The sequence below is a fragment of the Nannocystis pusilla genome (assembly GCF_020073745.1).
Taxonomy (GTDB): Bacteria; Myxococcota_A; Polyangia; order Nannocystales; family Nannocystaceae; genus Nannocystis; species Nannocystis radixulma.
The window spans coordinates 231,538-246,202 of sequence record NZ_JAIRAU010000057.1 but is presented as its reverse complement, the minus strand read 5'-3'; the positions used below and the strand labels follow the sequence as shown (position 1 = coordinate 246,202).

The following is a 14,665-nucleotide window of genomic DNA, read 5'->3' as shown; positions in this document are numbered from 1 at the left end:
CCGAGCGTAACACGCGAGTCACGCCCCGTCGAAGAGCCCGGTGTCGATGTGTACGACCGCGAACGGCGGATCGGCCTGCTTCTGCGCGTGGAGCACCCGGAACGCGTCGCCGTCGATCGCGTAGAGCCGCCCCGCCGCATCGACGAGGCTGGTCAGGCCCGGGGGCACCGCCGTGGTCGTGCGCACCTCGGCGCGCGTGTGGCCGTCGCCGACGAAGCGCAGCTGCTGCACCCCACCGTCGTAGGCGACGTAGAGCGCCTCGCTGACGAACGCCACGCCGTCGGGCCCGGGGAACCGCGGGTCCCCCGACATCCCGAACGCGTCGCCCGTGAATTGCACCGCCACGACATCCGCCGGATCGGCCAGCCGCACGCGGAACAGCGTCGGCGGCGCCAGCTTGGCCACCAGCAGGCTCTCGCCGTCGGGCGAGACGTCGAGGCCGGTCAGCCCGAGCCCGCCCGGCTGCGGCGCGAACCGGGGGTCGTCGGCGAACACCGTCACCCCCGCCGCGTCGACGCGGAACACCCGCGGCTGCAGCGAGTCCGTCGCGTACACCGTCCCCTTCGCGTCGGTGACCACGTCGTTGCAGTACGCCTCCCCGAGCTCGACCGCGCGAGCGAGTCGACCGTCGCCGACGCGCAGCGCCAGCACCCGCGACCTCGGCCCCGCCGTCAGCGCGACCTCGCAGAGCCACAGCAGCCCGCGCTCGTCGTCGACGTGGGCCCCCATGAACGACACCGAGGGGTCCTCGGCGCGGTGGAACACCGCCTCCTGCCCGAGCGGCGAGAACCGCGTGACGACCCCGCCCTGCACCGCCGTGGCGAAGAACGTGCCGGCGCCGGCATCGAAGGCCACGCCCTCGGGCAGCGCCTCGCGGTCGGCCAGCACGTACTGCTCGCGCATCGGGGCCTCGCACGCCAGAGCAGCTGCGGCGACGACCATGGGGAGAGCTTTCATGGGCATGGATCCAAGCAGCGTTGCGTGATCCGGCCGGGGCCATCCGACCGTGATCGGACCTGCGCGGTCTCGGCGTCCTGGGCCGCCGGCCCACGAATCACACCGCCGGGGTTGTAGCGGCCTCGCGCCGGGCCGGGCAAATTCGCGGCCGAGATCGCCGCTCCCTGCACCCTGTCCCGAGGGACACGCGCGCCCCTGGTCAGCCTCGCCCCTGTCCGGCACCATCGGCGCATGCTCCCGTGGATCTTCGCGCTCGCCGCCGCCGCGGGTTCACCCGCACCCGAGGGCCCCCCGCCGCGCCCTCGCCTGGTGATCGCCGGCGGCGCGCTGTTCGGCCCGCACGCCCCGGGCGAGTCGACCTGTCAGGTGCGCCAGGGCGTGCAGCGCTGCGAGCACACCGGCAACTTCCTCGGCGTCGGCGCCAACCTCGAGCTGCGCGCGCGCATCGTCGGCCCGCTCTACTTCCACGGCCGCGCCGCCGTGGTCGGCAACGTGCGCCAGCGGCCCTACGGCGTGCACAGGGGCCTCGTCGACGTCGGCGGCGGCCTCGGCGTGTACTCGCGCCTCGCGTTCATCCGCGTCGAGTACATGTTCGTCCCGACCTTCGGCCCCAACACCTATCTCCCGCCCTTCTACGACAAGCAGTCCGGCCGCGACGTGTGGGGCCGCTCGGCCGGCATGGTCAGCGGCGGCGTGCGCAAGTACTTCACCCCGCGGCTCGCCGGCGAGCTGTGGGGCGGCCTCGTCATCGGCCCGCACTCGAAGCGCACCACCTTGCAGGAGGACGCCGGCATCGACCGGATCCTCGTCACCTTCCTCGCCAGCGTCGGCATCTCGTTCGACCTCATCCCCGGCCGCGAGCCGCCGCCGCCGAGGCCCGCGCCGACCGCCACGCCCGTCGCGCCCGCGCCCGCGCCCGCGCCCACCCCCGAGTCCGCACCCGCCGTGACCGCACCCGCGCCCGCTGCCCCCGTCGAGCCCGTCGAGCCCGCGCCCGCCGAGGCCGCGCAGCCCTCGCCCGCGGGCGGGCCCGCGATCGGCCCGTGGCAACCCGCGCCGCAGTGACGCTCGGTTCGACCGAGCTCCCGCAACCCTCGCTCGGCCCGCCTTCGCCGCAGTGATTCTCGCCGCTCGCGAGGGCCCGCCGCAGTGACGCTCAGCGCCGCTGCATCAGCTTGCGAAACGCCGCCGGCGTGTCCGCGCGCAGCCCAGGATTGGTCGCGAACTCGTAGCCCAGCGTGCTCGTCGGCGTCTTGCCGTAGTCGTGCCCCGGGTACACGCGCGTCTCCTCGGGCAGCGCGCCGAGCCGTCGCTGCAGCGTGTCGACCATCGCCTCGACGTCGCCGGCTCGCCCGCATGAGCCGACGAACAGCACGTCGCCGGTGACGATCGCCGCCGGCTCGGCGACGAACCAGCACACGCAGCCGGGCGTGTGCCCGGGGGCGAAGATCGCCCGCACGCGTCCGCGGCCGATCGTCACTTCTTCGCCGTCGGCGACCGCCGCGACCCGCGGCGCCAGCGACTGCGCCGCCGCGACCTCGAGCGGGTGACAGCGCACCACCGCGCCCGTGAGCGCCGCCGCCTCGTCGAGCCCGGCCACGTGGTCGTCGTGCGTGTGCGTGAGGAAGATCGTCGTCACCCGCCAGCCGCGCCGGCGCACCTCCGCGAGCAGCCGGTCGACCTCGAACGCCGGGTCGACCAGCGCCGCCTCGCCCGTGCGCGGGCAGCCGATCACCTCGCAGAAGTTGTGGAGCAACCCCACCTCGATCTGCACGATCTCCAGCGCACCTCGCGGCGCGTCTCGCTCGCTCAGCGCGTCTCCCGCTCGCGACGACTCGTCCGCCACCCCCGCAGGACAGCAGAACGGCGCCGTCGACTCAAGCCCTTGCGGCGCGCCACCGATGCGCCGTATGTCTGCGCCCCATCGACGCATGGCCCTCGATCTCAGCGGACTCAACCCCGACCAGCGCGCCGCCGTCCTCACCACCGAGGGCCCGCTGCTCGTGCTCGCCGGCGCCGGCTCCGGCAAGACGCGGGTCATCACCCACCGCGTCGTCTACCTGCTCGAGCGCGGCGTGGCCCCGGGCAACATCGTCGCCCTCAGCTTCACCAACAAGGCCGCCGACGAGATGCGCGAGCGGCTGCAGAAGATGACCGGCAAGGCCGTCGCCGACTCGCTGGTGCTCGGCACCTTCCACAGCGTCGGCGCGGCGATGATGCGCGAGCAGCCCGACCACTTCGGCGTGCCGAAGAAGTTCGGGATCCTCGACCAGGGCGACGTCTACGGCCTCGTGCGCGCCGTCCTGCGCGACCTCGGGCTCCACGGGCAGGGCGCGGAGCGGCGCTTCGACCTCGGGGCGATCGTCCAGCGGATCTCGCTGTGGAAGAACGACTTCGTGTCGCCGGCCGACGCGCAGGGCCTGTACTTCGAGACCGAGTACGACGAGGCCGCCGCGGCCGTCTACGGCCCCTACGAGGAGCGGCTGCGGGCCCTCGGCGCCGTCGACTTCGACGACCTGATCGTCCGCATCGCCACCACCCTCGAGGAGAACGCGGCGGCGCGCGCCTACTGGCAGGACAAGTTCCGCTACCTGATGGTCGACGAGTATCAGGACACCAACCGCGCCCAGCTCGAGGTCGTGCGGCGGCTCGCGGGCGAGCGCGAGAACGTGTGCGTCGTCGGCGACGACGACCAGGCCATCTACGGCTGGCGCGGGGCCAAGGTCGCCAACATCCTCGGCTTCGACATGTACTTCAAGCGCGCGCGGACCATCAAGCTCGAGCAGAACTACCGCTCGTACGCGCCGATCTGCACCTGCGCCAACGCCGTCATCGCCCGCAACACCTCGCGCCACGAGAAGCAGCTGGTGCCGCAGCGGCGCGGCGGCGACAAGGTCACCGTCGTCGTCGCCCCCGACGGCGACCAGGAGGCGCGCTGGATCGGCCGCACGATCTTCCGCGAGGTCCGCGAGAACGGCACCAAGCCCGAGGACATCGCCGTGCTCTACCGCAGCGCCAAGCAGTGCGACGCCATCGAGGCGCTGCTGCAGGAGCACGGCCTCGCCTACCGGATCCTCGGCGGCCAGGCCTTTTACGACAAGAAGCAGGTCAAGGACGCGCTCGCCTACCTCAAGGTGATGATCGCCCCGAAGGACGACCTCGCCACCCGGCGCGCGCTCGACGTCCCCTCGCGCGGCGTCGGCCTCAAGACCATCGAGCACCTCAGCGAGTTCGCCCGCCACCGCAACCTCTCGCTCGCCGAGGCGATCCACCGCAGCGACGAGATCGCCGACATCCCGAGCCGCGCCGCCGCCGGCCTGCGCAGCTTCTCCGCCGCGGTCAAGCGCGCCCAGGCCCACTTCTACGCCAGCGGCTCGGCCGTCGCCCCGCTGCAGGGCCTGCTCGAGGGCGTCGGTCTGCGCGAGTACGTGCTCAAGGAGGCCGGCTCGGAGGCGGCCGCCACCGCGCGCTGGGACGGCGTCGTCTGGCTGCTCGAGGCGCTCGGCCGGTTCGAGCAGCGCGGCCGGGCCAGGGGCCAGGTCCGCTACAACGACTTCTTCCAGGTCATGAACGCCAACAAGGACAAGGACGAGGGCGACGAGGAGGACGCCGCCCGCGGCAAGATCACCCTGTCCACCCTCCACAGCGCCAAGGGCCTCGAGTGGCCGCTCGTGCTGCTGATCGGCTGCGAGGAGGGCGTCATGCCGCACAAGCGCGTCAGCGCCCCGCGGATCAGCGACGCCATCGCCGGCGACCTCGAGGAGGAGCGGCGGCTGTTCTACGTCGGCATCACCCGCGCGCGCGACCGCCTGTTCATCACCCGCGCCGCCACCCGCCTCGAGCGCGGCGCCCAGGTCCCGCGCAAGCCCAGCCGCTTCCTCGACGACCTGCCCGAGGCGGAGATCCGGGTCCACGACATCGCCCGCGACGAGCGCCTCGGCCACGACAACATCGCCTCGATGGCCGAGGCCTTCCTCGCCAACCTCGCCAAGGGGCTCTGACTATTCGACCATGTCCCCGAGGGCATGGCCGCGAGGACATGGCCGCGCGGTCATGCTCCGCGCGCCATGTTCAAGCGAACAGCTCGAGCGGCACGCGGTAGATCTTGAACGGCAGGCGGGGCGGCAGCCGCATGTGCACCGACTGCACCACCTCGCTCTTGATCACGTAGAGCTCGCCGCCGGCCACCGTCGCCGTCGACAGCCCCGGCTCGCGCACCAGGCGGGCCTTGACCGTCCCGGCGCGGTAGCCCGGGGCGGTGAAGGTGACCTGCTGGACGCCGCCGTCGTGCACCACGTAGAGCTTGTCGTCGACGAAGATGATGCCGTCGGCGCCGGGGAAGTGCGGGTCGCGCTCGGGGGCGAAGGGGTCGCCGTCGAGGGAGATCTCGCTGACCTCGCCGCCGGCTCGCGGGACCACGAACAGCTTCGAGGGCGAGGTGAAGCCGCCGATGACGTACGCGTCGTCGGGGCTCACGGCGATGCCGTTGAGCCCGAACTGCCCCATCGGCGCCGACATCCGGACGTCACGTACGAACTCGCCGGCCGTCCCGGCCTGTAGGTCGACCCGGTAGATCACCGGCTGGAAGGAGTCGGTCACGTACGCGACGCCGTCGGACGCCAGCGCGACGTCGTTGCAGATGCCGCCGCGCGCCAGCTCGATGCTCGCCAGCCGCGCACCCGTGTCGACATCGAACACGAGCACGCCGCCGAGCATGTTCTGGATCTCCGAGTAACAGACCCACAGTCGGCGCCGCTCGCCGTCGACCTTGGCGCCCGTGAGCTGCTGCGGCTGCCCGTCCGGCGTGTAAAACGGGCGCTCCTCGCCGGTCTCCGCGTCGATCTGCGTCACCGCGCCGCTCATCAGCCCGGTCGCGAAAAAGCGCTTCGTCCTCGCATCGAAGGCCACGCCCTCCGGCACTGAATCCGCCGCGTGCAAGGTGTACTCGTCGCGAAAACTCTTCATATCCTCCGCGTGCCGCGCTCGCGCGACCGGCCGCAACATCTTCGAGGCTGGCCACTTTGGCGGTCAAGTTTCCATCACGGCGCGACGATGTCCCAAAGGACCGGTGACCGCGGCGGGGAGTTCGCCGATGAGTTCGCCGCGGCCGCGCGCTCTCGCGCCGCGACCCGGCCGAGTCATCGATCCCCCGGCCGATCCGCGGCGTGGTCATCTCGCTCGGAGGACGTCGTCCGCGGACAGTCGTACACTGTGAGCCAAGCTGGGAACCCGTGGCGGCCGCGGCGCCTGCGGCCATCTCGTGAATCGGCGCAGAAGTCCCCGCAACGGCGACCGGCCGGGACCAGGAGCGTTCCCGCACGGGGCGTGGGTGTTTTGACCGACACCGAGGGTTGTCCTTCGCCCCCGAGGCGGCGAGAGTGGTGCTCGCGCGGCCGCGATTTGTCGGGTGATCGCACTCACGGTGTTCGCGCTACGATCGAAGCCTCCAGCTTTTTCCAGCCCGCGCGGCTTCACTAGACTCTCCCTCTCTCCGCGTCCGCGACTGCTGCCTGAATGCGAGAAAAGGATCCAAATAGCCGCGGCAACAGAGGCTCCAAAGATCCCGCGGGCGAGCCTTTGGCGGGCACGGACTCGCGGATCGGGATCCCCGACGACGACGACGATCCGTTCAAGGGCAGCATCATCGAGGAGCAGGAGCCGGACCCGAGCCACGCCGTCGAGACTGCCGCCGACGAATCGGAGCTCGACTTCACCGGCATCGCCACCGACGACACGCCCTCGGACCTCACGATCGACGTCGACGACGAGCAGGCCGCCTCGCAGATCCCCAACTTCCTGATCGCCGCCGGCGAGAACTCGATCGTCGCGCCGATCCCGCGCGGCATCTCGCAGCCGCTGCCGAAGGCCAGCGGGAGGCCGCCGGAGCCCGACGCTCCGCGGGCGCCGACCTCGTCGACCAACCGCTCGTCGGCGGCGCAGCTGCGGCACGACCTGCGCACGCCCTTCAACCAGATCTTCGGCTACAGCGAGATGTTGCTGGAGGACGCCGAGGCGCAGCGCGACGAGTTCGTCGGCTCGCACGTCCGCCAGCTGCTCAGCGACGGCCGCCAGCTGCTCAGCGTCATCGACGAGCTGCTCGACCCCAAGGCGCAGCGGCCGAGCCAGGAGCGGCTGAACCGCGACCTGTTGTTCCCGCTGGCGCACCTGCGCACGCACGTCGAGCGGCTGGTCCAGATCTTCAAGCAGAACGACCGCGACGACGTCAGCGCCGACGTCCAGCTGATCTTCGACGCGGTGCAGCGCCTCGACGAGATCGTCAGCGGCGGCGCGGTCAACAAGATCCTGCACCGGGCGGCGCCGGCGCCCGAGCCGAGCCAGGCCACCATCGCCCCGGCCCCCGCGCGCAGGACCAGCCTCCCGCGCAGCACCGACACCGGCCGGATCCTCGTCGTCGACGACAACGAGTCGAACCGCAGCATGCTCGCGCGCCGGCTCGAGCGCGAGGGCCACACCGTGCAGGTCGCCGACAACGGCCGCAGCGCGCTGAACATGCTGCGCAGCCAGGACTTCGACCTCGTCCTGCTCGACGTCATGATGCCGGAGATGGACGGCTATCAGGTGCTCGAGCAGCTGCACGCCGACGACAAGTTCCGCGGCCTGCCGGTCATCATGATCTCCGCGCTCGACGAGATCGACACCACCGTCAAGGCGATCGAGCTCGGCGCCGAGGACTACCTGCCGAAGCCGTTCGACCCGGTGCTCCTGCGCGCCCGCATCGGCGCCTGTCTCGAGAAGAAGCGCCTCCGCGACCGCGAGCGCGCCTACGTCCGCAAGCTGCGCAGCGAGCAGGAGCGCAGCGAGCAGCTGCTCCTCAACATCTTGCCCCGGCCGATCGCCGAGCGCCTCAAGGAGGGCCAGCGGACCATCGCCGACGTCTTCCCCGACGTCACGGTGCTGTTCGCCGACCTCGTCGGCTTCACCCGCATGTCCGAGCAGCTGCCACCGGCCGAGCTGGTGGCGATGCTGAACCGCATCTTCTCGATGTTCGACCAGCTGGCCGAGAAGCACGGCCTCGAGAAGATCAAGACCATCGGCGACGAGTACATGGCCGCCAGCGGCCTGCCGATGCCGCGCCCCGACCACGCCGAGGCGATGGCCGAGATGGCGCTCGACATGCTCGCGGTCATCGAGCGCTTCAACGCCAAGCGCAACCGCGGCGTACGGATCCGCATCGGCCTCAACTGCGGCCCCGTCACCGCCGGCATCATCGGCACCAAGAAGTTCGCGTACGACCTGTGGGGCGACACCGTCAACATCGCCAGCCGCATGGAGTCGCACGGCATCGCCAACGCCGTCCAGGTCACCGAGGCCACCTACAAGCGGCTGCGCCACAAGTACGCGTTCCAGCGCCGCGGCATCATCCACGTCAAGGGCAAGGGCGCCCTCTGCACCTACTTCCTCGTCGGCCGCCGCCCGCAGAAGTCGGCCAGCAGCGAGCAGAGCGACGTCAAGCCCGCCGTCATCGTCACCCGCCACTCCTCCTCCGTCGACCTGAGCAAGCCGATCACCATGGACGTCCCGGCCCGCGTCCCGATCATCGACGACGAGTGACCGCCTCGCGCCCCTGTCCCGAAGGACCTGCCCTGAAGCGCCTGCCCTGAAGGACCTGCCCTGAAGGGCCTGTCGCAAAAACCATTGCCCTGAGGACAGGGCTCCACCCGCGGCCCCCGCCCGCGACGACGAAGTCGAGGTCGCCCGCGCGACCCCGGCCGGCGCCGCCGAGCTCGCTGCGCCGCGCGGCCTCGCCGCGCGGGCGCTTCCGCGCCGCGGGCGTGGGATTTTGTCCCCCCGCTCGCGCGTCTTGCCGGCGAAACAGCGTGCATCCGCGACCGCTCGCGCTTCCGTCGGGCACCGCCTCGCATGCACCATTGTCGCCGCGGCCCCGCCGCGTCCTCCCCGTCATGCAGCACCCACGCGGTCCTCGTCTCCGTCTGCTCCCCCTCTCGCCGGCGCTGCTCGCCCTCGCCGCCTGTCAGCCCGTCAACAAGCCAGCGACCGACACGGGAGCCACCGTCGTCGACGACCAGCCGGCGGGTGACTCGCTGGTGCGGACGATCCCCGACAAGACCGGCGCGCCGCTGGTCTTCCCGCCGCCGCCGACCGACCGCGGCCCGCGGCCCGAGCTCGACATCGCCGGCGAGGATGTCGGCAGCGATCGGCAGCTCACCGTCAACTGGCCGACGCTCGAGGACGGCAAGTTCGAGGTCGAGGGCCAGATCGTGCGGCTGCGCTTCAACCGGGCGGTCAAGCTGCCGGGCAAGATCGTCAAGGACAAGCCGGTCGCCGCGGCCGCCGGCACCATCACGCTCGAGCCCGCGGTCGCCGGCAAGGCCGTGTGGACCAGCAATCGCACGCTCGAGTTCCGCGCCGCCAAGCCCTTCGACCCCGACGTCACCTACGCGCTCGCCGTCCAGGGCCTCACCACCGAGGACGGCGGCGCCATGGAGCCGTGGAAGGCCGGCTTCACCGCCGAGCCGCGCATCGAGATCGCCGGCAAGACGATCACCTACCTGCCGACCCCCGGCGACTACGGCGTCGTCAACCTCTACCCGCAGTGGGGCGGCCGCGTCCGCACCGACGCCAGCTTCTTCGTCATCTTCGACCAGCCCGTCAACCTCAAGAAGGCCGAGGGCCTGATCGACCTCGCCTACGAGAACGGCGAGAAGATCGCCGTCACCCTCGCCCACCTCAAGGGCAGCCGCCTCGACGGCTTCACCGTCAACCCGCGCCAGGTCGTCGAGGTCAAGCCGAGCGCCCGGCTGCGCGAGGAGGCGGCCCTCACCCTCAAGGCCCGCGGCGACCGGGGCGACGAGTTCGAGCGCCACTTCGAGGCCGCCGGCCCGCTCGAGCTCACCACCGTCAGCTGTGGCTACGCCTGGGACCGCAGCGTGTGCGACTGGCAGAGCCCGCGCCTGCGCACCGACGGCCGCGAGGTCGCGCTCGAGTTCACCAACCGCCTCGACGCCTCGCAGGCCTGGCTCAAGAACCAGGTCTCCGTCACCCCCGCGGTCGACAACCTCAGCGTGTGGAGCAACGACACCTGGGAGAGCAGCGGCCGCGTCGTCGTGTCCGGCAACTTCCTCCCGTCGACCACCTACCGCGTCGCGCTGCCTGCCCTCAAGGACATCTACGGCAACACCGTCCCGCCGACCGCGATCACCGTCGAGACCACCCCGCTGGCCGCCAGCGTGGCGATGCCCGAGGGCGTGATGATCCTCGACGGCGCCGCCAGCCGCGCCTTCACCGTCAGCTCGCGCAACACCGCCCGCGCCGAGATCCACGCCTGGGAGGTCGCCGACGACGCCGCCGCGCTGGCCCGCGCCCGCGAGCAGGTCGACCGCCGCACCGCCCCCGACGGCCCGCCCACCACCGCGATCACCATCGAGCCCGCCGCCGAGTCCGACAAGTTCGTCACCACCCAGGTCGACCTCCTCTCCAAGCTCGAGCCCGGCAAGAGCTACGTCCTCGGCATCAAGCTCGTCGACCCGGTCGCCGGCGCCCAGCCGATCCAGTACCCCGCGTGGATGAGCGCCTCGCGCCAGCCGCTCGCGCTCGTCACCCCCGGAGACGACCGCGCCCTCGCCGTCCACACCCACGTCCTGCCCGAGGTCACCCTCGTCCACGTCGCCCGCCTGGCCACCGGCGAACCTGTCCCCGGGGCCAGCTTCAGCCTCAACGGCGACAAGGTCGCCGGCCGCACCACCGACGCCAACGGCTTCGCCGTGCTCCCGGTCGGCCTCGACCGCGCCGGCAGCACCGCCGTGCGCGTCGAGGACGGACCTACCGCCCTCACCGTCCAGCTCAAGAACCCCTCGAGCGAGAACCGGCTGTTCCCCCACTACTCCGCCGAGTCGGCGCCGCAGCTCGGCGACCGCCGCGGCATGGTCATCACCGACCGCGGCATCTACCGCCCCGGCGCCGTCGTCCACGTCAAGGCCAGCGTGCGCCAGCGCCTCGGCGACGACATCACCCCGCTCGCCGGCAAGCCCGTCGTCGTCAAGGTCATCGGCCCGACCGAGGAGGAGCTCGCCAGCTTCCCGCTGATCACCGACGACATGGGCAGCGTCGCCGCCGACTACACCGTCCCCGCCGAGGCGCGGCTCGGTCGTCACCTCATCGTCGTCAGCGAGGCCAACAGCGACGCGCGCCTCGACGAGGCCGTCGTCCAGGTCGCCGAGTTCGAGCCCCCGCGCTTCACCGTCGACGTCGACGCCCGCGAGGCCAAGGGCGTGCTGTCGGCCACCGTCGTCGGCAAGTACCTGTTCGGCGCCGCCATGGACAAGGCCCAGGTCGAGTGGACCGTCACGCGCGAGCCGGCGGCCTTGCCCTCGGGCCCGCTCGTCGACGCCGGCCTCGTCTTCACCGAGCAGCGGGACGAGTGGTGGGAAGAAGAGGACGGCGACGACGACTGGTCGCGCGCCGGCAGCGGCCAGCTCGGCCCCGACGGCACCCTCAAGATCTCCCAGAAGCTCGACGTCTCCGGCACCGTCGGCCCGCAGAACTTCACCCTCGAGGCCGACGTCGCCGACACCTCCTATCGCCACATCGCCGGCCGCGGCAGCGTCGTCGTCCACCCGGCCAGCCGCTACGCCGGCCTGAAGATCGCCCGCCCGTGGAGCGACGTCGGCGCCCCCGTCAGCGTGCAGCTCGGCGTCGTCGACCGCGACGGCAAGTCGGTCGAGGGCGTCCCCGTCACCGCGCGCATGTACGAGGTCGACTGGACCTACAGCAAGAAGCCGATGAAGGGCGGCGGCTACGACTATCAGTGGCAGCGCACCACCAAGGAGGTCGGTCACTGCACCGCCACCAGCGGCAAGGTCCCCGCCAGCTGCGACCTCGTGCCCACCAGCTCCGGCTCCTACGAGGTCCGCGCCGAGGTCGACGGCCGCCCGGGCGGCATGACCGATCTATGGGCCTGGGGTCGCGGCGGTGACAAGCCGGTCGTCCCGAGCAAGGGCCGCACCGTCGAGCTCACCCCCGACAAGTCGCGCTACGCCCCCGGCGAGACCGCCAAGTTGCTGGTGCGCAGCCCCTTCCCGGCGGCCACCGCGATCTTCACCGTCGAGCAGGGCGGCCTCCTCAAGCAAGAAGTGCGACGTCTCGACGAGGCCGCCGCCCTCTTCGAGGTCCCGATCACCGCCAGCCACGCCCCATACATCCACGCCACCGTCACCTTGCTGCCGATCGGCGCCGGCGACGAGCGCACCGACTGGAAGATCGGCGTCCTGCGGATCCCCGTCACCTTCGACGACGTCCGACTGAGCGCCGGCGTCACCAGCGACAAGACCACCTACGAGCCGGGCGAGGAGGTCGCGATCACCGTCGACGTCAATCACAAGGGCCGGCCCGTCGCCGGCGCCGAGGTCGCGCTCGCCGTCGTCGACGAGGGCGTCCTGCGCATGACCAACTTCCACGCCGAGGACCCCGCCTCCGCCCTGCGCCCCGGTCAGCCGCTCGCCTTCGAGGTCAGCGACTCGCGCGACCTGCTCGCCGCGCTGTTCAAGCACAGCCAGACCGCCGGCGACGGCGACGCCAGCGCCTCCGTCACCAACACCCGCAAGAACTTCGTCCAGACCGCCTTCTGGAAGCCAGACCTGCGCACCGACGCCGCTGGCAAGGCCACCGTCAAGTTCACCTTGCCCGACAACCTCACTCGCTTCCGCATGATGGCCGTCGTCATCGACAAGCAGGGCAAGGGCGCCGCCGTCGAGAGCGACTTCACCGTCCGTCGCCCCGTCATGATGATCCCCGTCGTCCCGCGCTTCGCCGCCACCGGCGACAAGTTCGAGGCCGCGGCGATGGTCCACAACAACACCGACCTCCCGCTGTCCGCCACCGTGGCGATGAACGACCTCACCCAGGTCGTCACCGTCCCCGCCCAGGGTCACGAGCGCGTCGGCTTCCCGCTCGTCGCCACCGTCCCCGGCGAGCTCAAGCTCGACTTCAACGTCCGCGACGGCAGCAACGCCGTGCGCGACGCCGTCGAGTCGGTGATCCCCGTCGACGTCCCCGGCCTCGCCGAGCGCCCGCACCTCGACGGCGCCTTCGTCGGCAGCCAGGAGATCACCCTCGACATCCCGGCCGGCATCCTCGTCGGTCGCGGCGACAAGGACTACATCAAGGTCCTCGTCGGCCAGCACCTGTGGCCCGAGCTCGGCGCGCGCCTGCAGTACCTCCTCGACTACCCGCACGGCTGCGCCGAGCAGACCACCTCGAGCACCCTCCCGCTGCTGGCCGCGCGCGACATCCTCCCGCGGATCGGCGTCGGCGGCATGACGCGCGAGGAGCTCGACAAGCGGATCCACGTCGGCCTCAAGCGCCTCGCCAGCATGCGCACCTCCTCCGGCGGCCTCGGTTACTGGCCCGGCGACACCGTCCCCAACGTCTACGGCACCGCCTACGCCGTGCGGGCCCTCGTCGCCGCCAAGCACGCCGGCCTCACCCTCCCCGACGGCCTGCTCGAGGGCGTCACCGACTACCTCGAGCAGATGCTCCTGTCCGACGGCACCGAGGCCGAGGTTCAGGCCGCGATCGCCCACACCCTGAGCGAGCTCGGCGCCCTGCCCGAGAGCGCCGCCGACCCGCTGTTCGACCGCAAGCAGCACATGGGCGTGTTCGGCCTCGCCAGCCTCGCCATCGCCCTGGACAGCCTCAAGGGCCAGGACGACCGCGTCAAGCAGCTCCTCGACGAGGTCGAGGCCAGCTACGACGCCGACGGCAAGCTGACCAAAACGCCAGGTTACAACGACTTCTACTACTTCGGCTCCTCGACCCGCACCAAGGCCCAGACCGTCATCGCCCTCGGCCGCCTGCGCAACAGCTCGGTCCTCAAGGCCAGGCTCACCCAGCAGCTCGCCGACGCGACCGACAGCTACACCACCCAGGCCACCGCCTACTCGCTGATGGCGATCGCCGAGCAGCTCAAGAATCAACCGCCGACCGGCGCCGGCGTCAGCGTCAGCCTCGACGGCGACGCCCTCGCCCCGGCCGCCGAGCTCGGCGCCGGCGCCCTCGAGTTCCGGATCGCCGTCGCCGACCTGCGCGGCAAGAAGTCCGCCCTCAAGCTCGCCAGCGACAGCACCGCCGCCATCGCCTTCATGGTCGAGGGCGCGTGGAAGCGGCCCCTCGACGACGCCCGCGGCCTCGTCGCCACCAGCGCCGACAAGGGCCCCGACATCTACCGCGCGATCACCGACGGCAACGGCGGCCCGATCGACCTCACCGCCATCAAGCCCGGCCAGGTCCTGCGCGTGGCCCTGCTCGCCGACTTGCCGGTCGGCGACCTCGACCACAACCAGATGAACTTCCTCGCCGTCACCGACCGCCTGCCCGCCGGCTTCGAGCCGATCCAGCCCGACCTCTGGACCGTCGCTCGCGCCCCCGACATCACCGACCGCCACCCCTTCTACGACCACCTGCGCTGGGGCGGCAGCGACGCCAGCTACGTCGAGCTCCGCGACGACCGCGTCCTCGTCTACTTCGACCGCGTGTGGGGCAACCGCGTCGTCGCCACCTACCTCGTCCGCGCCTCCACCCCCGGCACCTTCGTCCTCCCGCCCGCCTCCGCCGAGTTCATGTACGTCGGCGGCAGCCACGGCTACAGCACCGCCGGCAAGGTCGAGATCAAGCCCTGACGCATCATTCACGAGTGAGAGGCGCACGAGCTCGCGCGCCTCTCACTCGGCGA

The 14,665-nt window shown here is 71.6% G+C and carries 6 protein-coding genes and 2 pseudogenes; 5 read left to right on the top strand and 3 right to left on the bottom strand.

The window, feature by feature from the left end; translation table 11 throughout:
* Positions 1-18: 18 nt before the first annotated feature.
* A complete protein-coding gene (locus K7C98_RS40670; protein ID WP_224197323.1) occupies positions 19-957 on the bottom strand; it encodes an SMP-30/gluconolactonase/LRE family protein in 939 nt (312 codons plus the stop codon).
* 231 nt (positions 958-1,188) lie between these two features.
* Between K7C98_RS40670 and K7C98_RS40665 the strand changes: the two genes are divergently transcribed.
* Positions 1,189-2,022: a hypothetical protein gene (locus K7C98_RS40665; protein ID WP_224197322.1), complete on the top strand. Its 834-nt coding sequence runs from the start codon at positions 1,189-1,191 to the stop codon at positions 2,020-2,022.
* A 91-nt stretch (positions 2,023-2,113) separates the two neighbouring features.
* Here the strand turns inward: K7C98_RS40665 and K7C98_RS40660 are convergent, their stop codons facing one another.
* Positions 2,114-2,731 carry an MBL fold metallo-hydrolase gene (locus K7C98_RS40660; RefSeq protein ID WP_224197321.1) on the bottom strand — a complete coding sequence of 206 codons (618 nt, stop codon included), beginning with the start codon at positions 2,729-2,731 and terminating at the stop codon, positions 2,114-2,116.
* Positions 2,732-2,888: 157 nt separating this feature from the next.
* Between K7C98_RS40660 and K7C98_RS40655 the strand changes: the two genes are divergently transcribed.
* Entirely contained in the window at positions 2,889-4,958 is a 2,070-nt protein-coding gene (locus K7C98_RS40655; RefSeq protein ID WP_224197320.1) for an ATP-dependent helicase, read from the top strand.
* Between the two features lie 70 nt (positions 4,959-5,028).
* Here the strand turns inward: K7C98_RS40655 and K7C98_RS40650 are convergent, their stop codons facing one another.
* Positions 5,029-5,808 carry an SMP-30/gluconolactonase/LRE family protein gene (locus tag K7C98_RS40650; RefSeq protein ID WP_224197319.1) on the bottom strand — a complete coding sequence of 260 codons (780 nt, stop codon included), beginning with the start codon at positions 5,806-5,808 and terminating at the stop codon, positions 5,029-5,031.
* Positions 5,809-6,471: 663 nt separating this feature from the next.
* Between K7C98_RS40650 and K7C98_RS45335 the strand changes: the two are divergent.
* The 3 genes and pseudogenes from K7C98_RS45335 to K7C98_RS40640 all read left to right on the top strand — a co-directional run.
* Positions 6,472-7,047, top strand: a pseudogene (locus tag K7C98_RS45335) (histidine kinase dimerization/phospho-acceptor domain-containing protein); the annotation flags it as partial.
* Positions 7,048-7,302: 255 nt separating this feature from the next.
* A pseudogene (locus tag K7C98_RS45330) lies at positions 7,303-8,391 on the top strand (adenylate/guanylate cyclase domain-containing protein); the annotation flags it as partial.
* A 488-nt stretch (positions 8,392-8,879) separates the two neighbouring features.
* Positions 8,880-14,612, top strand: a complete 5,733-nt coding sequence (locus tag K7C98_RS40640) for an alpha-2-macroglobulin family protein (RefSeq protein ID WP_224197317.1) — start codon at positions 8,880-8,882, stop codon at positions 14,610-14,612.
* Positions 14,613-14,665: the final 53 nt, after the last annotated feature.